General features: G+C 64.2%; 26 protein-coding genes. 9 read left to right on the top strand and 17 right to left on the bottom strand.

The features are described from left to right. Window positions 1–5 precede the first annotated feature (5 nt). From gspD to gpmA, 13 genes are all read right to left on the bottom strand, one after another. Complete coding sequence (gene gspD, locus NMB41_RS01055; protein ID WP_494380649.1) at window positions 6–2,318, bottom strand: type II secretion system secretin GspD; 2,313 nt, start codon at window positions 2,316–2,318, stop codon at window positions 6–8. Then, window positions 2,318–3,091: a type II secretion system protein N gene (gspN, locus tag NMB41_RS01050; RefSeq protein ID WP_494380648.1), complete on the bottom strand. Its 774-nt coding sequence runs from the start codon at window positions 3,089–3,091 to the stop codon at window positions 2,318–2,320. The genes gspD and gspN overlap by 1 nt, the downstream gene beginning before the upstream one ends. Further along, window positions 3,088–3,609: a type II secretion system protein M gene (locus tag NMB41_RS01045; RefSeq protein WP_494380647.1), complete on the bottom strand. Its 522-nt coding sequence runs from the start codon at window positions 3,607–3,609 to the stop codon at window positions 3,088–3,090. The genes gspN and NMB41_RS01045 overlap by 4 nt, the downstream gene beginning before the upstream one ends. Further along, the gene (gene gspL / locus NMB41_RS01040) at window positions 3,606–4,814 is read right to left on the bottom strand and encodes a type II secretion system protein GspL (protein WP_494380646.1); all 1,209 of its coding nucleotides are present in this window, start codon (window positions 4,812–4,814) and stop codon (window positions 3,606–3,608) included. The genes NMB41_RS01045 and gspL overlap by 4 nt, the downstream gene beginning before the upstream one ends. Before the next feature lie 17 nt (window positions 4,815–4,831). Continuing rightward, the gene (gene gspK / locus NMB41_RS01035) at window positions 4,832–5,995 is read right to left on the bottom strand and encodes a type II secretion system minor pseudopilin GspK (protein ID WP_494380645.1); all 1,164 of its coding nucleotides are present in this window, start codon (window positions 5,993–5,995) and stop codon (window positions 4,832–4,834) included. Next, entirely contained in the window at window positions 5,995–6,600 is a 606-nt protein-coding gene (locus NMB41_RS01030) for a PulJ/GspJ family protein (protein ID WP_494380644.1), read from the bottom strand. Before NMB41_RS01030 ends, gspK begins: the two co-directional genes overlap by 1 nt. Then, window positions 6,597–6,977, bottom strand: a complete 381-nt coding sequence (gene gspI / locus NMB41_RS01025) for a type II secretion system minor pseudopilin GspI (protein WP_494380643.1) — start codon at window positions 6,975–6,977, stop codon at window positions 6,597–6,599. Before gspI ends, NMB41_RS01030 begins: the two co-directional genes overlap by 4 nt. After that, a complete protein-coding gene (locus NMB41_RS01020) occupies window positions 6,974–7,483 on the bottom strand; it encodes a GspH/FimT family pseudopilin (protein WP_494380642.1) in 510 nt (169 codons plus the stop codon). The genes gspI and NMB41_RS01020 overlap by 4 nt, the downstream gene beginning before the upstream one ends. A gap of 8 nt (window positions 7,484–7,491) precedes the next feature. Further along, window positions 7,492–7,944, bottom strand: a complete 453-nt coding sequence (gspG, locus tag NMB41_RS01015; protein ID WP_494380641.1) for a type II secretion system major pseudopilin GspG — start codon at window positions 7,942–7,944, stop codon at window positions 7,492–7,494. A gap of 113 nt (window positions 7,945–8,057) precedes the next feature. Further along, window positions 8,058–8,819, bottom strand: coding sequence for a HesA/MoeB/ThiF family protein (locus NMB41_RS01010; RefSeq protein ID WP_494380640.1), 762 nt, complete (start codon window positions 8,817–8,819; stop codon window positions 8,058–8,060). Window positions 8,820–8,829: 10 nt separating this feature from the next. After that, window positions 8,830–10,308, bottom strand: coding sequence for a S41 family peptidase (locus NMB41_RS01005; protein ID WP_494380639.1), 1,479 nt, complete (start codon window positions 10,306–10,308; stop codon window positions 8,830–8,832). 8 nt (window positions 10,309–10,316) lie between these two features. Then, window positions 10,317–11,744, bottom strand: coding sequence for a murein hydrolase activator EnvC family protein (locus NMB41_RS01000; protein WP_494380638.1), 1,428 nt, complete (start codon window positions 11,742–11,744; stop codon window positions 10,317–10,319). A 3-nt stretch (window positions 11,745–11,747) separates the two neighbouring features. Next, the gene (gene gpmA / locus NMB41_RS00995) at window positions 11,748–12,494 is read right to left on the bottom strand and encodes a 2,3-diphosphoglycerate-dependent phosphoglycerate mutase (RefSeq protein WP_494380637.1); all 747 of its coding nucleotides are present in this window, start codon (window positions 12,492–12,494) and stop codon (window positions 11,748–11,750) included. Between the two features lie 177 nt (window positions 12,495–12,671). On the opposite strand from gpmA, the gene NMB41_RS00990 reads away from it, so the two are divergent. The 5 genes from NMB41_RS00990 to NMB41_RS00970 all read left to right on the top strand — a co-directional run bounded on the left by NMB41_RS00990 (window position 12,672) and on the right by NMB41_RS00970 (window position 15,688). After that, the gene (locus NMB41_RS00990) at window positions 12,672–13,073 is read left to right on the top strand and encodes a rhodanese-like domain-containing protein (protein ID WP_494380636.1); all 402 of its coding nucleotides are present in this window, start codon (window positions 12,672–12,674) and stop codon (window positions 13,071–13,073) included. A gap of 21 nt (window positions 13,074–13,094) precedes the next feature. Continuing rightward, window positions 13,095–13,358 carry a glutaredoxin 3 gene (grxC, locus tag NMB41_RS00985; RefSeq protein ID WP_494380635.1) on the top strand — a complete coding sequence of 88 codons (264 nt, stop codon included), beginning with the start codon at window positions 13,095–13,097 and terminating at the stop codon, window positions 13,356–13,358. A 232-nt stretch (window positions 13,359–13,590) separates the two neighbouring features. Continuing rightward, window positions 13,591–14,052 carry a protein-export chaperone SecB gene (secB, locus tag NMB41_RS00980; protein ID WP_494380634.1) on the top strand — a complete coding sequence of 154 codons (462 nt, stop codon included), beginning with the start codon at window positions 13,591–13,593 and terminating at the stop codon, window positions 14,050–14,052. 152 nt (window positions 14,053–14,204) lie between these two features. Further along, window positions 14,205–14,648 (top strand): SH3 domain-containing protein, encoded by a 444-nt coding sequence (locus NMB41_RS00975; protein ID WP_494380633.1) that lies wholly within the window; start codon window positions 14,205–14,207, stop codon window positions 14,646–14,648. A 26-nt stretch (window positions 14,649–14,674) separates the two neighbouring features. Beyond that, complete coding sequence (locus tag NMB41_RS00970) at window positions 14,675–15,688, top strand: NAD(P)H-dependent glycerol-3-phosphate dehydrogenase (protein WP_494380632.1); 1,014 nt, start codon at window positions 14,675–14,677, stop codon at window positions 15,686–15,688. Window positions 15,689–15,734: 46 nt separating this feature from the next. Here the strand turns inward: NMB41_RS00970 and NMB41_RS00965 are convergent, their stop codons facing one another. The 4 genes from NMB41_RS00965 to mscL are packed head-to-tail and all read right to left on the bottom strand — an operon-like array spanning window position 15,735 to window position 18,445. Continuing rightward, window positions 15,735–16,103, bottom strand: a complete 369-nt coding sequence (locus NMB41_RS00965; RefSeq protein ID WP_494380631.1) for a cupin domain-containing protein — start codon at window positions 16,101–16,103, stop codon at window positions 15,735–15,737. A gap of 9 nt (window positions 16,104–16,112) precedes the next feature. Next, the gene (locus NMB41_RS00960; protein ID WP_494380630.1) at window positions 16,113–16,805 is read right to left on the bottom strand and encodes a DUF2461 domain-containing protein; all 693 of its coding nucleotides are present in this window, start codon (window positions 16,803–16,805) and stop codon (window positions 16,113–16,115) included. A gap of 21 nt (window positions 16,806–16,826) precedes the next feature. Then, on the bottom strand, window positions 16,827–17,975 hold the full coding sequence (locus tag NMB41_RS00955; protein ID WP_494382911.1) for a Do family serine endopeptidase: 1,149 nt from the start codon (window positions 17,973–17,975) through the stop codon (window positions 16,827–16,829). 35 nt (window positions 17,976–18,010) lie between these two features. Further along, window positions 18,011–18,445 (bottom strand): large conductance mechanosensitive channel protein MscL, encoded by a 435-nt coding sequence (mscL, locus tag NMB41_RS00950; RefSeq protein WP_494380629.1) that lies wholly within the window; start codon window positions 18,443–18,445, stop codon window positions 18,011–18,013. A 244-nt stretch (window positions 18,446–18,689) separates the two neighbouring features. Between mscL and petA the strand changes: the two genes are divergently transcribed. The 4 genes from petA (at window position 18,690) to NMB41_RS00930 (ending at window position 22,224) form a co-directional block, all read left to right on the top strand. After that, window positions 18,690–19,304, top strand: coding sequence for a ubiquinol-cytochrome c reductase iron-sulfur subunit (gene petA, locus NMB41_RS00945; protein WP_494380628.1), 615 nt, complete (start codon window positions 18,690–18,692; stop codon window positions 19,302–19,304). A 1-nt stretch (window position 19,305) separates the two neighbouring features. Further along, window positions 19,306–20,724, top strand: a complete 1,419-nt coding sequence (locus NMB41_RS00940) for a cytochrome b (RefSeq protein ID WP_494380627.1) — start codon at window positions 19,306–19,308, stop codon at window positions 20,722–20,724. A gap of 27 nt (window positions 20,725–20,751) precedes the next feature. After that, window positions 20,752–21,513, top strand: coding sequence for a cytochrome c1 (locus tag NMB41_RS00935; RefSeq protein ID WP_494380626.1), 762 nt, complete (start codon window positions 20,752–20,754; stop codon window positions 21,511–21,513). A gap of 99 nt (window positions 21,514–21,612) precedes the next feature. After that, the gene (locus tag NMB41_RS00930; protein ID WP_056342583.1) at window positions 21,613–22,224 is read left to right on the top strand and encodes a glutathione S-transferase N-terminal domain-containing protein; all 612 of its coding nucleotides are present in this window, start codon (window positions 21,613–21,615) and stop codon (window positions 22,222–22,224) included. Window positions 22,225–22,414 lie beyond the last annotated feature (190 nt).

Genomic DNA, 22,414 nt, shown 5'->3' with positions numbered 1-22,414 from the left:
TTCAATCACTTCTGGTTCGGTGGCGTGACCGGCCGGAATTCGGGCACCTGGGCAGGCGCCGGCGACATTGGGGCCGGGCTGCGTCCATTGGTGGTGCCGGGCGCCGTTACCGGGCCGGTGGCGGCGCCAGGGCGCGCAGTGACCGGCGCCGGCGGCGGCATCGTGGCCATGGTGCCGCCCGCGGGCGGCTGGCCATTGGTCAATGGTGGCAGTTCCGGGGCGCCGAGGTCGCGCACCAGGATGCTGTCGTCCGCCGGGCGGGTGACGACGCCGAGGGCACGCATGTATTCGTAGCGGTCGAGCGAAATGCTGTTGTTCTGTTCCTTGCTGCGCACCACCACCGGGCGCAGGAAGACCATCAGGTTGGTCTTGCTGCGGGTGCGGGTGCGGTATTTGAACAGGTTGCCGACGAGCGGGAGGTCGCCCAGGCCGCGCACTTTTTCCTCGCCGTGGTCTTCGTTGTCCTGGATCAGGCCGCCCAGCACGATGATCTGGCCGTCGTCGGCCAGGATGTTGCTTTCGATCGCACGCACGGTGGTCACGATGCCCTCGTCCCGGATCACGGAATTGTCGATGCCCGAATTCTCGTGGTAAATCGACAGCTTGATCACGCCACCTTCGGAAATCTGCGGACGCACCTTCATCAACAGGCCGATGTCCTTGCGGTCGACGGTCTGGAACGGGTTGTTCGCGCCGCTCGTGCCGGTTGTGAACGAACCCGTGATGATCGGGATGTTCTGGCCGACCTTGATGGTGGCCAGTTCGTTGTCGAGGGTGATCATGTTCGGTGTCGACAAGATGTTGGCGGCGCCGTCGTTTTCAAGTGCGCTGGCCACTGCGCCCAGGCCCAGGTCGCCATTGATCATCTTGAAGATGCCGAGCGTGAGGCCGGACAGCCGCGGCGGCGTGGTGGTGCCGCCGCCCAGGCCCGCGCGCGCGGCGGCGGCGAGGTCGATGATGCTGCCGTTCGTGCTGCTGAAGGCCTGCACGCCGCCGACCCGGTACTTGCTGGTGTCGCTGCCCGACAGGCCCAGCCATTGCACGCCGAATTCCGACGCTTTCTGCGAATTCATCTCGACCACCAGCGCCTCGATATACACCTGGGCGCGGCGCACGTCGAGCTGGTCGATGACGCCGCGCAGGTTGCGGTAGACCGCATCCGGCGCCGTGATGATCAGGCTGTTGGTCGAGGCGTCGGCCTGGATGAAGCCGGAACCGGCGCCGCCGCCGGCGCCGATGCCCTGGCCCTGGCCCTGCGCGCCAAAGGTATTGCTGGTGCCGCCCAGGCCGGTGCCGCCCTGCTGGCCGCCGATACCGCCGGTGCCGCCCGCGCCGCCCGCGCCCTGCGCGCCGGCCTGGATCGAGCCGCCCGAGGTACCCTGCTGCTGCTGCGGCACGGCCCCGGCGTCCTGCGAGACCACTGCGCGCAGGGTCTGGGCGACGCGGCTGGCGTCGGCATTCTTCAGGTAGACCACGTGGATGTTGCCGCGTTCGGTCGTTGCCTGGTCGAGCTTGGCGATGAGCGACTTGGCGAGGTTGGCTCTGGCCTGCGAGGGCGCACGCACGATCACCGAGTTGGTACGCGAATCGGCCAGCACCGTGACGCGGCCGGAGTCGCCGCCGGCAGCCGGCTCCATCAGGCGCTGTACCAGCACGGCGACGTCGCTGGCGATGCCGTTACGGATCGGCACCACGTCGAGGTCGGCCGCCACCGGCGCGTCGAGCGCGGCGATGATGCGCGACAGGCGGCGCAGGTTGTCGGCGTAATCGGTGATGACCAGGCTGTTGTTGCCCGGATTGGCCATGATCGAATTGTTCGGCGAAATGAGCGGGCGCAGCACGGCCGTCAGGTTGGCCGCCGATTCATACGACAGGTGGAAAATCTGGGTCGCGATCTGGTCGCCCTGCACGCGCGTGCCGCGCTTGCCCACGTTCGTCGGCGAGGATTGCAGCTTGGCTTCAGCTTCCGGCACCACCTTGGCATAGCCTTCGCCGGTGGTGACGACCGCAAAGCCCTGCAGGCGCAAGGCCGAGGTGAGCAGGCCGAAGGCCTGGCTCTTGGTCAGGGACTTTTCCGACACCAGGGTCAGCGTGCCCTTGACACGCGGGTCGATAATGAACGTCATCCCGGTGTAGTGGCCGACGGCCTTGATCACCGATTCGATGTCGGCATTCACGAAAGAGAGGGCGGCAGAATTTTCCTGTGCAATAGCCGGCGCCGGCGGCAAGGCCGTGGCCACCGCGCAGCACAGCATGGCCCCAGCCGCCAGGCGGCGCAGGGTCGGGAATTCGGAGGTGCTACGGGAAGTTGTTTTCATTATCTGAACTCTAATGCGATTGTGTTTTTACCGTTCACCATGCGGCGCTGGCCAAGAAGATTGAGCATATTGCCCAAAGTTTCTTCGTAGCCATCGGCGGCCGAGGCCTGCCCTGAAAAACGCAGGCGTCCATTCTGCAACGTTCCATTTCCCGACAACAACAAAGCGCCGCGCACCGTGCGCAGCACCAGATCGGCTTGCTGGCCGCGCCAGTCCATCATCATCTCGTAACTGCCCAGCGGTTTGACCGGCGCCATACGCGAGCCCATGTCGCTCATCGACAGGGTCGTGCGCCCCGTCACCGCCACGCTGTTCGGCAGGCGCGCCAGGTCGAGCCGGTTCCAGGAGAGCCGGATCACGCCCGACGGCACCAGGGTATTCAAGGGTGCACCCAGTCCGGCCAGCCCCTCGGCCGGCAACAGCAATTGTCCTTCGCTCACCTGCCACTGCGACCAGCTGCCGGTCACCTGCACCGGCTGCGCCAGTGCCTGCGGATTCTCGAGCGCCATGTTCACGCGCCCGACCAAGACCAGCGGCGACAGGCGCCAGCTGAAGCGCCCCGGCAAGAGCGGCGTCACCGATCCGCCTACTCCCGGCGACCCACCCACGAAGGCTGAGCCGCTCCAGAGCGTACCTTGCGCATCCCCGAGAGTCAAACGACCGCCGGTCTGGCGTTCCACCATCGTGCCGAGCCAGCTGGCCGGCAGGAAGGCGAACACCGTCAGCGCAATCGCCAGGGCGACCACGACCAGCCAGCCGAGGCCGCGCCTCATCGGGCGCTGCTTCCGTTGTCCTGGCGCAGCGTCAGATTGGCGTCGACCTGCCCGAGCGGGTCCTGGGCGGTAAAGCTGCCTTCCTGCACGGCGATACGGTTCTCGCGGCGCTGGGCGTCGAGCCAGGACACGAGGTTGGCGAACGACACGCCGGTCACCTGCAAGCGCGCGAATTCACCGGTCAGCGTGAGCGAGCCCGGCGTGATGCCGCGCGCCGTGAGGCTGGCGAGCAGGCTCTCGCGCGTCATGGGCGACACCGGCACCGGCGCCTGGCCCGCCAGCGCGCGCGCCTGGTTGGCCAGGCCGGTCAGCTCGGCGGCCTGCTGGCGCAGCTCGGGCAGCGAACGCTGCAGCCGTGCGCGGCCCTCGACCGCCGGCTCGATCAGGCCTGTGTAGACCAGCGCCAGCAGGACGACACCGAAACCGGCGGCCAGGTAGCGGCGCTCCTTTTCGCTGCGTGCGATCCAGTATCCGGTGGCGCGTTCGCGTGCCCGGCCGTAGGTAGTGAGCAGGCTCATGGTGTGGCTCCCGTGCTGCGTACCACCCAGTTGCCGGGCGCGGCCGCTTCCAGTGTCAGTCTGCGCGCGGCCAGCGCCGTTTGCAGCTGGCGCACTGCAGCGGGGTCAACCGTTTCCGGTTTGACCCTTACCCGCAGCGCGCGTTCCTTGTATTCGATTGAGGCAATTCCAGGCGGACGCGGCAATTCCCGGCTTGCGTCGCCGAGTGCCCCGGCGAGATAGATGAATTCATCGGCGCCGATCTGGCCGCTGCCGGACTGGGCGCGTGCGATCTGCTGGCGCATCTGCGCGATCGGCTCGACCACGGGCAGGTTTGGATACACCGATTTGAAGGTCTGCGTCATTTGCGTGCGCACGGCATCGGCTTCGCCGCGCAGGCGCAGCCACTCGATGTTGATGCCGGCCAAATTGACGACAATGGCGAGGAAGGCCAGCGCGATCGGCACCCGCCAGCGGCGCCAGTCGGTCTGGCGCGCGCCGGCTGCACCCAGGCCCGGCATCAGGTCGAAGGCGGTGCTTTTGGCGCCCGCGATCCAGTGCGCCCAGTCGTCGGCTTCCAGGGTCGTGCCGGGGCCGGCTTCGGCCAGCAGCACCCCGTATTCACCCAGCTGATCGCGCGGCACGTACAGGGTCAGCGGGGCCTCGCCCGCCAGCGCGCGTGCGGTCTGCAAGGCGCTGGCCGGATTGGCGTCGAGCGCGAGACCGAGGCCGCTGAATTGACTTTCGCGCAGCAGTAATTCGCTGCCGTTCAGGGCCGCGCTGACGCTGCCCGGCTGCAGAGGCAGGCACAGCTGCCCCGGCAGGACGGTGAGCGTTCGCACGCCCTGGGCCAGCAGCGTGCGCACCAGCAGCTCGAGCCAGTCGCGGGCCACCACGGCCACTGGCCGTTTGCCTTCGCCCAGGGGCTGGCCAGCCACCAGCACGCAGTCGTTGGGATCGCCCAGGATGTGTTCTTCCACCAGGCCCGGCAGTGCGGCGCGCAGGCGCGCACCGGTCAGCGGCGGCATCTTCAGCGTCAGCAGGTTGACGTCGGTGCCGGCCAGCAGCAGCACGACGCGACGGCTGGCGGCAACCACATCGGTAAGGCTGCGCAGGGCGCCTTCGCCCTGCTGCTCGATGACGCCGCCGTCGCCGACAACGGCAAAACGGCATGGCGCGCCTTCGCCTTCTGCGCGCGCCGGATGCCGGATATAAAGTGTAGTCAAACCGTCTCGCTTTCTTGTTAGTCTTGACGAACCCAAACCACCTTGACGCCGCCCCCGATCGGGTTGGCGCTGCGCTGGATCAGCGACTGCGCATTCAATGTCGCGCGGTCGAGGCGAATCCGGCTGTTCACGAGGAACCAACTGCTTTTCACGTCCACCGAACCGGGGACCGGCGTGCGCCCCGGGATATCGGTGTAAAACTTGGCGATGTCATCCCAGGGCACGTTGCGGCGGCGCGCCAGCAAGGCGTTCGCCTCCGACAGCGAAAAATTCGGGATCACCGCTGCCAGCACTTCCGCTGGCGCCGTGTTCACATTGATCGGCGTCGGTTCCGGCAGCACGATGACATACGGGCGCAGCCTTTCCAGCATTTCCGGCGTCAGGCCGCGCACCGCCAGCAAATCCTCGACTTCGAGGAATTTGATCGGCGTACCGAGGCCCGCACGCGACACCGGAAGCGTGCCCTCCAGGTTGGCGTCGACGCCGTCGTCCGGGCTCCCGCTTCCCGGGGGAGCCGCGGCGGCGGCGGCGGCATCTCCCGCCGCGGACGCGGCATCTGCTGCCGCCTGGTCATCCTGCACCGTGCCCGGATCCTGCTCCTGGCCGCCCACTTCCTGGCCCGTGGCGGGGTCGACCGCGCCGGCCGGCTTGAGGACCGGTTCGCTGCCTGCGATCAGGTTCGCCGCGCTCTTGGCCAGCGCCGGATTGATTTGCAGGTTTGCGCACAGGCGCTGGAAAATCTCCAGCTGGGCCGCTTCGATCGCTCCGCCATTGGGCGTCTTGCGCGTCAGGTTGCGCAGATTGTAACGCGAGGTGGCGTCGATGATGTTGCCGGAAAGACTGGCGTCGAATACTTCTCCTTCGACCCGCTCACGTTCAATGTACTGGTCGAGCCGGGTTTCCGCCAGCGGCGTGGCCCAGACATGGGTCAATGCGGTGTAGCGCGGGTTGTCATAGGCGTCCTGGCGCAGCACCAGAGTCGACCAGTCGAGCGCGCCGCGCAGGATCCAGCGCGTCTGCAGGTGCAGGCGCTGGTTTTCCATCGAACGCACCTGCACCTGCTGCTGCCAGAACAGGCTGGCGACGATGGAAATGGCCAGCGTGGTCAGCAGCAAGGCCGTGATGACGGCCACGCCGCGCTGGCGCCGGGGGGTGCGAAAACGGGTTGCTAGGCGGCGCATCAGATGCTCCCCAGCAGGAAGGATTTGGTCAGCGGCTGCGGATAGCCGCGTGCGGCCAGCTCGACTTGCACACCGAGGATGGGCGTGCTGGGCAGCCCGCCGGGCGTCAGGTTCGGCTGCTTTTGCCAGGCCTGGTTTTGCCAGACGAGCACCGCCATCGACTGCACGCCGCCCTGCAGCGTCACCGGCGGCGTCGGATCGGTATCGCTGACCGAGGCCTGCCACAGCGCATCGAGCTCGACCAGGTCGCGCGTCGTGTTCGACTCGCGCCGCTGAAGCTGGCCGTCGACCAGGCGGTAGGCGATCACTTGCAGGCGTGCCGGTTCGTTTTCGTTGAAGACGGTGCGTACCATGGTGATGCGGTTGTCGGCCTGCAGCAGGAAGGGACGGCGCCCGAGCATGGCGGCGTCGACCACGTGCTCGCAATCGCTTTGCATTTGCGCAAATGCCAGCTGCATGCCGCGCGTCATTTCCATCTGGTCGGTCAGGGCCACCCGCGCACGCACGATGCCGTCCAGGCCGCGCCAGCCGAGCACGGCCACCATGGCCAGGATACCGATCGCCACCAGCAGTTCGACCAGCGTGAAGCCGCGCGCCGTCTTCATGGGCTCGGCCTCAGGACGAGTTGCACGAGTTTCAGGATGCGCCGGTTCGGATTGTCCAGGTCGTACACGGACACTTCGACGCGCCGCAATTGCGGATTCGGGCTGACCAGCACTTCGTCCGTGCACATCAACTTGAGGTCGCCCTGGCCGCAGGCATAGCTGCGCTTGCCGACTTCGGGAAATTCGCGGTTCAGGCGGATCTGCACCAGCCGGTTCTCGGCCGACCAGGTGGCCATCATGGAAGCGCGCAGGCCGGCGCCGTTCGAGGCCAGGCTGCCGACGGCGCGCAGGCCGGCGGCGAGCGCGGTGCCGACGATGACGAGCGCCACCAGCACTTCCAGCAAGGTAAAACCGGCATGCGGTCGGCCAGGGCTCACTGCTGCTCTCCCGGTTCGATGACCGTGAAATGGCCGACGCCATCGGCGCGGATGCCCACGCTGTTGTTGCCGCTGGCAAGGGTCAGGACAAAAGGTTTGTCGACCGGCTCGCGCCCGAAGGTCACGCGCATGGCTTCTCCGGTGAAACCGGCGGCAGGCGGATCGAGCAGCAGGCGCACGGGCGCATTCTTGAAGGGCCGTTCGCGCAACAAATCGTCCTCGGTCACGGGCGTCCAGCCGGTATCGGTGCGCACCAGGAAACGGTAGCGCTCGGGCGTGGCTTCGAAGGCGACTTGCCGGTTGCGCACGATGGCTTCATCGCGCGCCAGCTGCAGCAGCAAGGTCAGGCGCTTGGCCTCGTTCTCGAGGTCCTGGCGCGGGCTGGGAATGGCGTTAAGCGAGGCCATCCCGAGCGTGATGCCGATGATGACCATCACGACCAGGATTTCCACCAAGGTAAACCCGGCGGCCCTGCGCGCTCCGCGCGATGGCGCGACGCCAGCCATGACAGGCCTTACTGCTGCCAGGAGCCGACGTCGGCGTCTTCGCCCTCGCCGCTGGCCTGGCCATCGGCGCCGAACGAGAAGATGTCGACTTCGCCATGCAGGCCGGGCGACAGGTACTGGTACGAATTACCCCAGGGGTCCTTCGGCAGTTTTTCGACGTAGCCGCCCTCTTTCCAGCCATTCGCGGACGGGCCGGAGGTCGGTTTCGTGGTCAGGGCTTGCAGGCCCTGCTCGGTGGTCGGGTAGCGCTGGTTGTCCAGCTTGTAGAGTTTCAAGGCCTGCATCAGGGTGGCGATGTCGGTCTTGGCCGCGACCACGCGCGACTCGCCGGTACGGCCCAGCAGCTTCGGCACGACCAGCGCGCCGAGAATGCCGATGATGACCACGACAACCATGATTTCAACGAGGGTGAAGCCGCGTGCGAAACGCCGGCCAACTGCACGGTGCGAAACGATCTGCATAATCAATCTTGGAAAGGTGGATCGGAACAATCGGCTTAGTATAAGGCCGAATCAGGGCAGCGGCCACCCGCGGCGGTGCGCCATTGTATTGCAGAGCAAAGCCCCCTGCACGCTCAGTCGTGCGCAGGTCTTTCCACGCAGACAGAACAGGCCGGATTGCGCGCCGCCCGGATCTCGGTCCACTCCATGGCGCGGGCGTCGAGCATCAGCAAACGCCCGGCCAGCGAGGTGCCGATATGCAGGATGAGCTTGAGCGCCTCGGCCGCCTGCACCGCGCCGACAATCCCGACCAGCGGCGCGAACACCCCCATCGTACTGCACGCGTCGTCTTCGAAACCACTGTTTTCAGGAAAGACGCAGGCATAGCAGGGGCAATCGGCGCAGCGCATGTCGAATACCGACAATTGCCCGTCGAAGCGGATCGCCGCGCCCGCCACCAGCGGCACCCCGGCCGCGACGCAGGCCCGGTTGACGGCGTGGCGCGTCGCGAAATTGTCGCTGCAATCGAGCACAACCGAGGCAGTTTTTACCAGTTCGCGCAGGCGTTCGCCGGCCACGCGCTCGCACAGGGCGTTGACGATCACTTCCGGGTTGATCCCGCGCAAAGCCTCTCGGCCGGACTCGACTTTTGGCATGCCGATACGCTCGGTCGTATGCATCACCTGGCGCTGCAGGTTGGTCAAATCGACTGCGTCGTCGTCGACCAGGGTCAGGTGGCCGACGCCGCTTGCCGCCAGATACATTGCCGCGGGCGAGCCGAGACCGCCGGCGCCGATGACGAGCACGTGCGCCTGCATCAGGCGAGCCTGGCCTTCGATGCCGATCTCGTCGAGCAGGATGTGGCGCGAATAGCGCAGGAGCTGGGTGTCGTTCACTGCTACGGGTTTATTTTTTCGAACCCTTCAATTCCGGCGGCTTGACCTCGGTCCCCGGCAATTCCTTTGGCGCAGGCGGGGTCACCTCGACCGCTTCGGCCTGGGCGACTATGACTGGCAAGCCCTTGAAATGATTCAAGGCTTGCGCCAGTTGAAAATCGTCCTTGCCGCCCAGCTCGAGCGGCTTGCGGTTTTTCAGCAGGGCCAGCGCGCGCTGCTTCTGCTCGGCGCCGTCACGGGCCCCGTTCGCAGCCGCCGCACCCGGCTTTTCGTTTTCGCCCGCCAGGTGGCGCTGCAAATCGACTTCACGCACGCGCAGCGCGTTCAGGCCGTCGCCCTCCGCCGTTTCGTCCACCCGCAGGTCGGGTACGATGCCGCTGGCCTGGATCGGCCGGCCTTTCGGCGTGTAATAGCGCGCCGTGGTCAGCTTGATGGCGGTGTCGGCGGACAAGGGGCGCAGCGTCTGCACCGAGCCCTTGCCGAAGGTCTGGCTGCCCATCACGATCGCGCGCTTGTAATCCTGCAAGGCGCCGGCCACGATTTCCGACGCCGACGCCGAGCCGCCATTGACCAGCACCACCATCGGCACGGTTTTGAGGGCCGCCGGCAGTTTAGCGAGCGGATCGGCGCCGCGCGGCGCATAGAATTCGCGGCGGCCGTAATAACTCTGGTTCGAGTCGGACAATTGTCCCTTGGTCGAGACGATCAGCTCTTCCTTCGGCAGGAAGGCGGTCGACACGCCGATCGCGCCTGGCAGCAGGCCGCCCGGGTCGTTGCGCAGGTCGAGCACCAGGCCCTTGATGTTCGGATTGGCGGCGTACAACGCCGCGGTCTTGCTTGCCAGCTCGTCGAGCGTGGCTTCCTGGAACTGGCTGATGCGCACCCAGGCGTAATCGGGCTCGACCATCTTGGCCTTGACGCTCAGCACGCGGATTTCCTCGCGCGTGACCGGCACCACCCAGGGACGGTCCTCGCCGCGGCGCGCGATCGTCAGCGTGACCTTGCTGCCTGGCTTGCCGCGCATTTTCTTGATGGCTTCATCGATCGACAGCCCCTTGACGGGGACATTGTCGATGCGGGTGATCAAATCTCCCGCCTTGATGCCGGCCCGGTAGGCAGGGGAATCCTCGATCGGCGAGACGATTTTTACGTAGCCGTCTTCGGCCGCCACTTCGATGCCGACCCCGACGAACTTGCCCTGCACGCTTTCGCGCATTTCGCGGTAGGACTTCTGGTCGAGGTAGACCGAATGCGGGTCGAGCGCGGCGACCATGCCGCCGATGGCGTCGGATAACAATTTCTTGTCCTCGACCGGCACCACGTAATCGCTTTTGATGAGGCCAAAGACATCGGCCAGCTGGCGCAGTTCGTCCAGCGGCAGCGGGCTCGCTTCGCCCTTCTGCGCCCAGGCCGACACCTGCACCGTCAGCGCCACGCCGGCCACCACGCCGAGGCCGACCAGCCCCATGCTTTTTGCTTTGTTGCCCATCGCTGCCCCTAGAATTTGACCCAGCTTGCAGGATCGAAGGCTTTACCCAGATGCCTGAGCTCAAAGTATAGCCCCGATTCTTCGTTACCGCCGGTGTTCCCCGCGCTCGCAATCGGCTCGCCCGCACGCACCGCGTCGCCCAGGCGTTTTAACAAGGTCTGGTTGTTGGCATAGATCGACAAATAGCTGCCGCCGTGGTCGATGATGATCAAATTGCCGAAGCCGCGCATCCAGCCCGAGTGCACCACGCGGCCCACTGCGACGGCGCGCACTTCGGTGCCCTCTTCGGCCTTGATGAACATGCCTTTCCAGCTTGGGCCATCGCCGCCGCGCTTGGCGCCGAAGCGCGCGGCAATCGTGCCGCTGACGGGCGCATTCAGGCGCCCGCGCATGGCGGCAAAGGCGCCCGCCGGAGCGGCCGGCGCGAGCGAAATGTCGGGCGTTTTCTCTTCCGGCTTGGGCTGCTCGGCCACCTTTGGCTGTTCCGGCTCAGGCGGCAGCGGTTTCGGTGCCGGCTTGCCGGCTTTCGCCGCTTCGCGCGCCAGGCGCTCGCGCTCGGCTTTCGCGGCGGCGCGCGCCAGCGCACGGGCTTTCTCGGCCGCTTCTGCCTCGGCCTTGGCCTTGGCGCGGGCGGCGGCCAGCGCTTCCTGGCGTTTGCGTTCGGCTTCGGCCTGCTCCTGGATCAGGCGCGTCAGTTTGTCGACCAGGCCGCTCATGCGCTGTTCGTCGCGCTGCAGGCTGTCGGCCTGCTTGCGCTGCACCACCAGCTTGCTCGACAACTCGCCGAGCAAGGCGGCGCGGCGCGCCTTTTCCTTTTCCAGCACGGCCTTCTGGTCGCGCTGTTCGTCAGCGATTTCTTCGAGTTCGATTTTTGCGTTCTCGACCTTTTCGCGGTTTTGCTCGACCTGCGCCAGGTTCGCGTTCAGCGAGGCCAGCAGCTTCGCCTGCGCCTGCGACACATAGGCCATCATCTGCAAATCGCGGTTGATGCGGTTCGGGTTGTCGCCCGAGAGCAGCAGTTTGATGCGGTCTTCATTGCCCGCCACATAGTGCTCGCGCAACAGGGCAGACAATTGTTTCTTTTGCGAAACAATTGTTTGTGCCAGGCGTGCCTGTTCGGTCCCCAGGTCTTGCAGGCGGACATTGGTCTCGAGCGTCTCCTGGTTCAGGTCGCGCAAGGCGCGGTTCGCATCCGAGATTGCTTCTTCCGACTCGGCCAGGGTATCGGCGACATCGTCTTTTTCGCTCTCGGTGCGGCTGATTTCTTTTTTCAGCGCCGTGAGTTTTTGCTGGATACCGGCGCGCTGGACCTCCGCCGCCGCTTTCTGGCGGCTGCGCTCGGTGGGCTTGGCGGCCGCGGCAGTGCTTGCCGCGGACAGGGCCAGCAAGCCGCACAGCAAGGCGCCGGCGGCTGACTTCTTGATAGGAAGGCGCAAGACTTACTTTGCCTTCCCTTGGTTCGCCACGGCCGCGACTGCTGCGGCGATCGCATCCTGGTCGCCCAGGTAGTAGTGGCGGATCGGTTTCAGGTTTTCGTCGAGCTCGTAGACCAGCGGCTGGCCGTTCGGGATGTTCAGGCTGACGATGTCGGCGTCGCTGATGTTGTCGAGCATCTTGATCAGGGCGCGCAGGCTGTTGCCGTGGGCCGAAATCAGGATCTGCTTGCCCGAGCGGATGGCCGGGGCGATCTCTTCTTCCCACACCGGCATCACGCGCGCCACGGTGTCCTTCAAGCATTCGGTCAGCGGGATGCTTGCCTTCGGCAGGCCGGCGTAGCGCGGATCATTGAAGGAGACGCGCGGATCGTTTTCTTCGAGCGGCGGCGGCGGCGTGTCGTAGCTGCGGCGCCAGACCAGCACTTGCTCGTCGCCATACTTGGCGGCGGTCTCGGCCTTGTCCAGGCCCTGCAGGGCGCCGTAGTGACGCTCGTTCAGGCGCCAGTCGTTGATGATCGGCAGGTACATCTGATCCATCTCGTCGAGCGCCAGCCACAGGGTGCGGATGGCGCGTTTCAGGACCGAGGTATAGGCCAGGTCGAATGCGAAACCGGCTTCGCGCAAGGCGCGGCCGGCGTTCTTCGCCTCATTGACGCCCTTCTCGGTCAGGTCGACGTCGACCCAGCCCGTAAAGCGGTTGGCCAGGTTCCAGGTGGATTCGCCGTGGCGCATGAATACGATTTTGTACATAGCTCTTCTTTACTTTAATTAAATTAAAAGTCTGCGAAAGGGACGGCGAGACGGGTGCCGCGCCCGGGGCGGCGCGGGTGCCGGTGCTGGGCGCTGCAAGGTCTCGACATCACCAAAAGATTCCTGTCCGGCTTCTATTTTATAATGCGCGGATTGTGTTCAACCATTGGAAGCCTTGTGAAATTCATCCTCGATAATATCTTCATCGTCGCGATCGCCGTCGTTTCCGGTGGCGCGCTGCTTTGGCCAGCCCTGGCACCGAAGGGCCGCCGCGCCAGCGCACTGCAAGTGACCCAGCTGATCAACCGTGGCAAGACCACGATTCTCGACGTCCGCAGCGCCGATGAATTTGCCGCTGGTCATGTGCGCGACGCGAAAAACATTCCGCTGGCAGACTTGAGCAATCGCATCGGCGAACTGGAAAAGTCGAAAGGCCGCACTCTCGTCGTCGTCTGCCAGAGCGGCGCGCGCTCCGACAAGGCTGTGCGCCAGCTGAAAACGGCTGGCTTCGAGGACGCCCTCAGCCTGGAAGGCGGCATGACCGCCTGGTCGGCTGCCGGTTTGCCGGTTACCAAATAAATCAAGATTGGAAGGAAGAATATGAGCGCCCACGTTGTCCTTTATCACACTGCCAGCTGCCCGTATTGCGTTCGCGCCGAGCGCCTGCTCGAAGCGAAGGGCGTGACCGAAATCGAACGCATCCGTGTCGACCTCGACCCGGAACAGCGCCAGATCATGATGCAAAAGACCGGCCGCCGCACGGTGCCGCAGATCTATGTGGGCGAGACCCATGTCGGCGGTTTCGACGATTTGTACGCACTCGACCAGGCGGGACGCCTCGATCCGATGCTCAAGGGAGAGTAAAGCGGGGGGGTTAAGGCCGTAGGTGCGGGTTGATCTGGCGCAGCACCCTGGGCACAGGTGCCCAGGCTACGCACAGGTGCCCAGGCTACAAATTGGGGCGGGGCCCAAAAAGGCGCCCCGCGGGAGTATTGTATCCAAATTGATTTTGATACAATTGCCGTTGCGTTTGACTCCAAAGCCCATCGGGGGCGGCGCTTTGCCGTCCCTTTTTACTTCACAACGAAAGCGTTCCATGTCTGACGAAAACCTGCAACCAGTCTTCCAAATCCAACGCGTCTACCTGAAAGACATGTCGCTGGAACAACCAAATTCCCCAGCAATCTTCCTCGAGCAGGAAGCCCCGACCATCGAGGTCGCGCTGGACGTTGGCGCTGAAGCAATCGCCGATGGCATCTACGAGTCGACCGTGACGATCACCGTGACCGCCAAGGTCAAGGACAAGGTCGCTTTCCTGGTCGAAGGCAAGCAAGGCGGCATCTTCGAGGCACGCAACATCCCTGCCGACCAGATGGATCCACTGCTGGGCATCGGTTGCCCGAACATCGTCTACCCTTACCTGCGCGCGAACATCGCCGACGTGATCACCCGTGCCGGCTTCCCGCCAGTGCACCTGGCCGAGATCAACTTCGAAGTGTTCTACCAGCAGCGCCGCCAGGCGATGGCTGAAGCCGCTGCAGCTGCGCCGGCAAACTAAGTTGATGTAATCCTGCGGCTGGCCCGGCGTGCGCCGGGTTGGCCGGAATCGTGATGGGCATTCTTGCCGCGCTTTTTACTTGTCAGTAAAACGCGGTGCGGATGCCCTTCCTGCCATATTGGCGTCTGGTTTTACGGAGCCCGGGCCCTGCCATGATGTTTTCCCGACTATTTGCCGGCGCGCTCCTGACGCTGGCATGCGCGCAGGCTTCTTGCGCCGACTTCCGTTCCGTCGGCGCGCCCTCCGTGGTGCTGTATGACGCGCCCTCGCTGAAAGGCGCCAAGCGCTATCTCGCCCCACGCGGCATGCCGGTCGAGATCGTTGCGCGCTACGGCGACTGGGTCAAGGTGCGCGACGCCGATGGCGAACTGGCCTGGACCGAATCGAAAGGGTTGTCCGCGCGGCGCAATGTCGTCGTCAAGGCGCTATCGGCCAAGGTGCGCGCCACGCCCGACGAGAACGGCGCCGTCCTGATGACGGCCGACAAGGGCGTGCTGCTCGAACTGAGCGACCCGCAGGCAAGCGGCTGGGTCCGCGTGCGGCACGAGGACGGGATTGCCGGCTTCGTGCGCGCCACCGAGGTCTGGGGCATCTGAATCCAACCATGCAAGAACTCAATACCATGAACAAGATCACTGTGCTCGGCGCCGGCGCCTGGGGCACGGCCGTTGCCATCGCCGTCGCTGCCCGCCACGACGTGCTGCTCTGGGGCCGCAATGCCGAGCAGATGGCCGCGACCGAGGCCGCGCGCGAGAACACGACCTATCTGCCGGGCCAGCCGCTGCCCGACAGCCTGCGTGTCACCGCCGATTTCGAGCAGGCCCTCGCGCACGTGCTCAATGCCGGCCCAGACGAAGCGCCGCTCCTCATTGCAGCCTGCCCGGTGGCGGGTTTGCGTCCCCTGCTGGAACAACTGAAAGGGCGGGCGATCCCGAACGTCGTCTGGCTCTGTAAAGGCTTTGAGTACGGCACCGGTTTGCTGCCGCACCAGGTGGTGCGCGAGGTGCTGGGCGACGCGGTACCGGGGGCGGCCCTGTCCGGCCCCTCGTTCGCGCAGGAAGTCGCGCGCGGCCTGCCTTGCGCGCTGGCGGTGGCCTCGACCTCGAAAGCCCTGCGCGACAGCGTCGTCACGACTGTCCACGGCGGCAACCTGCGCGTGTATGCCTGCGACGACGTGGTCGGCGTGGAGGTCGGCGGCGCCGTGAAAAATGTGCTGGCGATCGCCACCGGTACGGCCGACGGCCTGGGCCTGGGCCTGAACGCGCGCGCGGCACTGATCACGCGCGGGCTGGCCGAAATCACGCGCCTGGGTACCGCGCTGGGCGGCCAGGCCAGCACCTTCATGGGTCTGACGGGGATGGGCGACTTGATCCTGACCTGCACCGGCGACTTGTCGCGCAACCGGCGCGTGGGCCTGGCGCTGGCGCAGGGTAAACCGCTCGACACCATCGTGGCCGAACTCGGTCACGTGGCCGAAGGGGTGCCGTGTTCGAAAGCGGTGCGCGACCTGGCGGCCAAGCTGGGCGTGGACATGCCGATCACGAATGCGGTCGCGGCGGTGCTGTTTGACGGGTATGACGCGGCGGAAATGGCGAAGCAGTTGCTGGCGCGCGATCCTCGGAATGAAATGACCTGAGTCGTATGCCCGCCCGGCTCAGCCCGGGCGGTTGCGCTCCTGCCGTTTATTTACCTTGTCCCGTATGCGTCGGTCCACCGCCACGCAACGCTCCCAACAGAATCGTCATCAAGACCACGCCATCGGCGTTGGCGCGTATCCCGTGCGGCTCGCCGCCGGCCAGGTACAGCATCTCGTTTGGCTGCAGCACGACACTTTTGCCGTGCGCATCGACCACGACCTCGCCTTCCAGGCACAGCAGCGTTACTTCGCCCTCGACCCGGTGTTCCGGCATCGGCTTGTCCTTCGGCACGATCAGCCGGATCAATTCCATGTGCTCGGTCTTCGCCAGCGCGATCGACGTGAAATTGGCGATGTCGTCTTCGCCGCGTTGCAAGGCGATCCGTTCGCCCGATGCTGCGTGTTGCAAGGCCATGTCGCCTCCTTATTCCGTTTCTTCTTGGATATGCGGTACCCCGCGCAGCCAGGTCACCAGCGCAAAGGCATCCTCGAATCCGCGCGCCAGCCGCGGCACCAGCTCGTCCGGATCGTTCACCTTGAGTGGCAGTTCCGTCCACACGAAAAAGCTTTTCAGCTTGATGTGCTCGATATGCGGGTGCGCCGGGTCAAACCCTTTGGGGGGACGCTGCAGCTTGTCTTCGTCCAGCAGGTCGCCATAGGTCGCGCGCAGGTGTTTATTCTTTAACATTTTCGCAAAACCTGTCGCATCGTTGACCACGTGCTCGCGGATCGCTTTCAGGCGCGCCGCTGGCGGCAGGTATTCGCCGGCGCCGATCCCCAGCGTGCCGTTGCCATCGATCTGGAAGTAATAGGTCGAGCCGCCGCCTTCGCTCGGACGACGCTTGTTGTTCGGCGTGATGCCGGCCGAAAAGCGCGTTTTATACGGGGTCTTGTCGTTCGAAAAGCGGATGTCGCGGTTGATGCGGAACATCGCCTTCTTCGGGTCGACCGCGGCGACCTGGCGGTCGAATTTGGTCACTTCGCGGATCAGTTCGGTGACCACGGCCAGAAACTCTTCGCGCAGGATGTCGTAGCGCGGTTTGTTCATGATGAACCAGGGGCGGGTGTTGTTTTCGCTTAGCTCGCTAAGAAATTGCGTCAAGTCACGCAGGTGCATGGACAATCCAAAAAATAGAAATTATGGGGAAGGACGGGGACGCTTGCCGACGGTGACGTCCACCGTCGACTCGCGCTTCTGGCGCATGAGTGTCAAACGCGCCTTGGCGCCGGGCGCCAGTTGGGCGATCAGGTTCAGCATGTCGCCGGTATTCTTGACGCTTTGCCCTTCGACGGCGAGCAGGATGTCGCCCGGGCGCACGCCGGCGCGGTCGGCCGGGCCGTTGCGCACGACGCCGGCAATGATGGCGCCGCTCTCGCGTCCGAGGCCGAAGCTGTCGGCAAGTTCAGGCGTGATGTCTTGCGATTCGATGCCGATCCAGCCGCGCACCACCTGCCCGTGCTTGATGATCGACTCGAGCACGTTGCGCGCGGTCGAGACGGGAATTGCGAACCCGATGCCGATCGAGCCGCCAGTTTGGGAATAGATCGCGGAATTGATGCCGAGCAAGGTGCCGTTGGTGTCGACCAGCGCGCCACCCGAGTTGCCGAAATTGATCGCGGCATCGGTCTGGATGAAATTCTCGAAATGGTTGATGTGCAGGTTATTGCGGCCGAGGGCAGAAATGATGCCCATGGTGACCGTCTGGCCGACGCCGAAGGGATTGCCGATCGCCAGCACCACGTCGCCGACGTGGGCGTCGTCGGGCTGGCCCAGCACCATTACGGGTAAATTACGCTCGCTGATGCGGATCACGGCCAGGTCGGTTTCCGGATCGGTGCCGACCACGCGCGCGGCTACCTTGCGGCCGTCGGCCAGGCCCACCTCGATCTGGTCGGCCCCGTCGACGACGTGGAAGTTGGTGATGATATAGCCTTCGGCGCTGACGATCACGCCCGAGCCCAGGCTCGAGAGCTGCTCCTGCGGCGGCATGCGGTCACCGAAGAAACGGCGGAAGAACGGGTCTTTCAGGATCGGATGGGCTTCGCGCGAGGCCTTGCTGGTAAAGATGTTCACCACCGCCGGCATCGCGCGCCCGGCGGCGGCGCGGTAGCTCTCGCCCACCGGACCGGACGGGGCTTGCAGCACCGGCACCTGGCGCGCACCAGGGCCGACCGGCACCTGGACCGGGGCGCGGCTCAGCCACTCGGGGCGCATCGTGGCGACCACGAAATACAAGGCGAGCGCGACCGTCACCACCTGGGCAAACAGCAGCCACAGCCGGCGCAGCGGCGATACCGGGCGAATCGTGTGGATATCGTCTTTCACAGTTCCGGTCTGTGGCGCAGGGAGTCGCGGATTTCACGCAGCAGCAGGACGTCTTCGGGCGTGGCCGGCGCGGCGGCGGCCTCGCTTGGGACCATGCGTTCGCGCATGCGGTTCATCAGGCGCACCATCTGGAAGATGATGAAGGCGAGGATGATGAAATTCAGCAGGATCGTCAGGAAATTGCCATAAGCGATAACGGCGCCGGCTTTTTTCGCTTCCGCCAATGCCAGGCCTGTCGCCTGATTGTTCAGGGGTATATAGTAATTCGCGAAATCGAGGCCGCCGAAAATCTTGCCGATAGGTGGCATGATGACGTCCTGGACCAGCGAATCGACAATCCGCCCGAAGGCGCCGCCGATGATCACGCCCACCGCCAGGTCGACGACATTGCCGCGCATTGCGAATTGCCTGAACTCATTCATCATCGACATCGTGTTCTCCGTGGTTATCGAATTGACCAAGCGATCATACCGCAAGCGCTTTTGATGCGCGCGCACCGGCGGTTTGCGGCTACCGCCGACCCTTGGTGCAGCGCACAATAGGACGCTTATTCCACTGTCGGCACACACTGAATATTTTTTCTCCAATAAAGATTGCCATTCACATATAATTTTGTGTTGCTGCAAGCTCTTAAATGATTCTCAAGATTCGTAATTTCACGGAGTGGGGTTGGGTATGAGTAATGAAAAGCAGGTCGATTCAGGCCGGCGCGGTTTGCTCGTTGCGACATGCGCGGCGGGCGGCGTCGTCGGTGTGGCCACGGCAGGTGCACTGGTCAGTACCTTCCAACCGTCCGAGCGGGCCAAGGCTGCCGGCGCTCCGGTCGAAGTGGATATCTCGGACGTCAAGCCGGGAGAAATGAAGGTTGTCGAGTGGCGCGGCAAGCCGGTGTGGATCCTGCGCCGGACGCCGGAAATGCTCGCGAGTATTCCCAAGAACAATAGCCTCGTTGCCGACCCGAACTCCGACAAGATTTACCAGCTCGACATGCCGGAATACGCGAAGAACGAATTCCGCGCGCGTCCCGAGCACAAGGAGGTGCTGGTAACGGTCGGCATTTGCTCGCACCTGGGCTGCTCGCCTTCGTCGCGTTTTGCCGAAGGCGCGCAGCCTAGCCTGCCGGACGACTGGCATGGCGGCTTCCTGTGCCCTTGCCATGGTTCGACTTTTGATTTGTCGGCACGCGTCTTCAAGAACAAGCCGGCCCCGACGAACATGGACATCCCGCCCTACATGTACCTCTCCGATAACAAGATCGTGATCGGCAAAGACGAGAAAGGCGAGGCATAACATGGGCGCCGCATTCAAGGAAACGAAACTGCCGGCCGACGCGCCGGCCGGCCACAAGGCCCTGGCCTGGGTCGACGACCGCTTCCCGCTGTCGAAACTCTGGAACGACCAATGGGGCAAGTACTACGCCCCGAAAAACTTCAATATCTGGTACCTGTTCGGCTCGCTTGCGATGCTGATCCTGGTGCTGCAGATCGTCACCGGCATCTTCCTGACGATGCACTACAAGCCGGACGCCAACCTGGCCTTCAATTCGGTCGAGCTGACGATCATGCGCGACGTTCCCTGGGGCTGGCTGGTGCGCTACATGCACTCGACCGGCGCCTCGGCCTTCTTCATCGTCGTCTACCTGCACATGACCCGTGGCCTGCTCTACGGTTCCTACCGCAAGCCGCGCGAATTGATCTGGATCTTCGGCTTCGCGATCTTCCTGTGCCTGATGGCCGAAGCCTTCTTCGGCTACCTGCTGCCATGGGGCCAGATGTCGTACTGGGGCGCCCAGGTGATCGTCAACCTGTTCGGTGCGATTCCCGTGATCGGCCCGGACCTGTCGCTCTGGATCCGCGGCGACTACGTCGTCTCCGACGCCACCCTGAACCGCTTCTTCGCCTTCCACGTCATCGCCCTGCCGCTGGTGCTGCTGGGCCTGGTTGCGGCGCACCTGATCGCGCTGCACGAAGTCGGCTCGAACAACCCGGACGGCATCGAGATCAAGGACCACATCGGCCCTGACGGCCACCCGCTCGACGCGATTCCGTCGCATCCTTACTACTCGACGAAAGACTTGTTCGGCGTCTCGATGTTCCTGCTGATTTTCTCGGCAGTCGTCTTCTACGCTCCGGAAATGGGTGGCTACTTCCTCGAGTACAACAACTTCATTCCGGCCGACTCGATGAAGACGCCGGCGCACATCGCCCCGACCTGGTATTTCACGCCCTTCTATTCGGTGCTGCGTGCCACCACGGCCGATTTCATGTACGTGCTGATGGCAGCCATTGCCCTGTACGTCGTGTTCATCTGGATGAAGTCGCGCCTGTCCTTCAAGGCCAAGGCCGCCATCGCCGTGATCGCCCTGATCATGATCATCGGCATGCTGCCGCAGGTACTGGAAGCGAAATTCTGGGGTGTGGTGCTGTTCGGTTCGTCGGTCGTGATCATCGGCGCGCTGCCATGGCTCGATCATTCGCCGGTGCGCTCGATCCGCTATCGCCCGGACTGGCACAAGTGGGTGTATTGGCTGTTCGGCCTGTCGTTCGTGGCCCTGGGCTACCTCGGCACCCAGCTGCCGACGCCGGCCTACACGATCATTTCGCAGGTGTGCACGCTGTTGTACTTCAGCTTCTTCCTCCTGATGCCGTGGTGGAGCGCCGCCGGCCGGTTCAAGCCGGTGCCGACGCGCGTGACCTTCCATCCGCATTGATTGCAGGCTCAAGCTTAAGGACACCACATGAACTTCACGAAGAAACTGATTGCGGTCCTGGCGCTGGTGCCGGGACTGGTATTTGCCAGCGAAGGCGGCTTCCCGCTGGACCGCGCGCCGGAACGCAGCGACATGGCCTCGCTGCAAAACGGCGCCAAGCTGTTCGTCAACCATTGCCTGAATTGCCACTCGGCCTCGGCCATGCGCTACAACCGTTTGCGCGATCTCGGCCTGTCCGACGAGCAGATCAAGACCAACCTGTTGTTCTCCGCCGACAAAGTGGGCGAGCTGATGAAAACGGCGATGCGCCCGGAAGATGCGAAGGCATGGTTCGGCGCCGTACCGCCGGACCTGACGGTAATCGCCCGTGCAAAATCGTCGCCGGCGGGCAGTGGCGCCGACTATCTGTACACCTACATGCGTTCCTTCTACAAGGACGATACCCGTCCGACCGGCTGGAACAATATGGTGGTGCCGAACGTGGCGATGCCGCACGTGATGTGGCAGATGCAGGGCGTACGCACCCCAAAAATGGTGGAACAGACCGATCCGCACGATGCCAGCAAGAAGATCCACACCTTCGCCGGATGGGAGCAAGTGGCGCCGGGAACGATGTCGTCGGCTGACTTCGACACCGCGACGGCCGACCTGGTTGGCTATCTCAGCTGGATGGCTGAGCCAGCGCAAGGAACACGCAAGAAACTTGGTGCTATCGTGCTGATTTTCCTGTCAGTATTTGCTTTCCTGGCTTGGCGGTTGAACGCGTCCTACTGGAAAGATCTGAAGTAATTCGTTTTCATTGCCCGCTTGGCTATAATACGGGCAATTATTTATTCGGGGTGAGTCGCTCGGCGCTTCACCCCTTTGTTTCTTAAGGAACGACCAACCATGATGGTTCTCTACTCTGGCACCACGTGCCCGTTCTCGCAACGTTGCCGCCTCGTCCTGTTCGAAAAAGGCATGGATTTCGAAGTGCGCGACGTCGACCTGTTCAACAAGCCGGAAGATATCTCGACGATGAACCCGTACGGCCAGGTCCCGATCCTGGTCGAGCGTGAACTGATTCTGTACGAATCGAACATCATCAACGAGTACATCGACGAGCGCTTCCCGCATCCGCAGCTGATGCCGGCCGACCCGCTGATGCGCGCCCGTGCCCGCCTGATGCTGTTCAATTTCGAAAAGGAACTGTTTGTCCACGTGCACGTTCTGGAAAGCGACCGCAACAAGACGAACGAAAAAGCCCACGACAAGGCGCGCGCCGAAATCCGCGACCGCCTGACGACGCTGGCGCCGCTGTTCTTGAAGAACAAATACATGCTGGGCGACGAATTCTCGATGCTCGACGTGGCGATCGCGCCGCTGCTGTGGCGCCTGGACCACTACGGCATCGAACTGTCGAAGACCGCCGCACCGCTGATGAAGTACGCCGAGCGCATCTTCTCGCGCCCTGCCTACATCGAAGCGCTGACGCCGTCGGAAAAGGTCATGCGCCGTTAAACGCGCACCTGATCCATGGCGCCGCCTGCCCCGCAGCCGGCGCCATGGTCCGCATTCCCGTCCTGCCCGTGTTTGCGACGCCGTTTCATAAATCGCAGTAAGCTGGCGGTTCGCGTTTTTTTGTACCTTCCACACGCGCCGCCGGCCCTGAACCGGTGCGTTTGGTAGCTGCGCTGGCGCATCTGTTCGC

It is taken from the genome of Massilia sp. FBCC-B171, from assembly GCF_059134155.1.
This window is presented reverse-complemented; position numbering and strand designations above follow the sequence as displayed.

Excerpts from the sequence above, each read along its gene's own strand:
- gspD (WP_494380649.1), bottom strand. The coding sequence starts at position 2,318 with ATGAAAACAACTTCCCGTAGCACCTCCGAATTCCCGACCCTGCGCCGC.
- gspN (WP_494380648.1), bottom strand. The coding sequence starts at position 3,091 with ATGAGGCGCGGCCTCGGCTGGCTGGTCGTGGTCGCCCTGGCGATTGCG.
- NMB41_RS01045 (WP_494380647.1), bottom strand. The coding sequence starts at position 3,609 with ATGAGCCTGCTCACTACCTACGGCCGGGCACGCGAACGCGCCACCGGA.
- gspK (WP_494380645.1), bottom strand. The coding sequence starts at position 5,995 with ATGCGCCGCCTAGCAACCCGTTTTCGCACCCCCCGGCGCCAGCGCGGC.
- NMB41_RS01030 (WP_494380644.1), bottom strand. The coding sequence starts at position 6,600 with ATGAAGACGGCGCGCGGCTTCACGCTGGTCGAACTGCTGGTGGCGATC.
- NMB41_RS01020 (WP_494380642.1), bottom strand. The coding sequence starts at position 7,483 with ATGGCTGGCGTCGCGCCATCGCGCGGAGCGCGCAGGGCCGCCGGGTTT.
- gspG (WP_494380641.1), bottom strand. The coding sequence starts at position 7,944 with ATGCAGATCGTTTCGCACCGTGCAGTTGGCCGGCGTTTCGCACGCGGC.
- NMB41_RS01005 (WP_494380639.1), bottom strand. The coding sequence starts at position 10,308 with ATGGGCAACAAAGCAAAAAGCATGGGGCTGGTCGGCCTCGGCGTGGTG.
- gpmA (WP_494380637.1), bottom strand. The coding sequence starts at position 12,494 with ATGTACAAAATCGTATTCATGCGCCACGGCGAATCCACCTGGAACCTG.
- grxC (WP_494380635.1), top strand. The coding sequence starts at position 13,095 with ATGAGCGCCCACGTTGTCCTTTATCACACTGCCAGCTGCCCGTATTGC.
- secB (WP_494380634.1), top strand. The coding sequence starts at position 13,591 with ATGTCTGACGAAAACCTGCAACCAGTCTTCCAAATCCAACGCGTCTAC.
- NMB41_RS00975 (WP_494380633.1), top strand. The coding sequence starts at position 14,205 with ATGATGTTTTCCCGACTATTTGCCGGCGCGCTCCTGACGCTGGCATGC.
- NMB41_RS00970 (WP_494380632.1), top strand. The coding sequence starts at position 14,675 with ATGAACAAGATCACTGTGCTCGGCGCCGGCGCCTGGGGCACGGCCGTT.
- NMB41_RS00965 (WP_494380631.1), bottom strand. The coding sequence starts at position 16,103 with ATGGCCTTGCAACACGCAGCATCGGGCGAACGGATCGCCTTGCAACGC.
- NMB41_RS00960 (WP_494380630.1), bottom strand. The coding sequence starts at position 16,805 with ATGCACCTGCGTGACTTGACGCAATTTCTTAGCGAGCTAAGCGAAAAC.
- mscL (WP_494380629.1), bottom strand. The coding sequence starts at position 18,445 with ATGTCGATGATGAATGAGTTCAGGCAATTCGCAATGCGCGGCAATGTC.
- petA (WP_494380628.1), top strand. The coding sequence starts at position 18,690 with ATGAGTAATGAAAAGCAGGTCGATTCAGGCCGGCGCGGTTTGCTCGTT.
- NMB41_RS00940 (WP_494380627.1), top strand. The coding sequence starts at position 19,306 with ATGGGCGCCGCATTCAAGGAAACGAAACTGCCGGCCGACGCGCCGGCC.
- NMB41_RS00935 (WP_494380626.1), top strand. The coding sequence starts at position 20,752 with ATGAACTTCACGAAGAAACTGATTGCGGTCCTGGCGCTGGTGCCGGGA.
- NMB41_RS00930 (WP_056342583.1), top strand. The coding sequence starts at position 21,613 with ATGATGGTTCTCTACTCTGGCACCACGTGCCCGTTCTCGCAACGTTGC.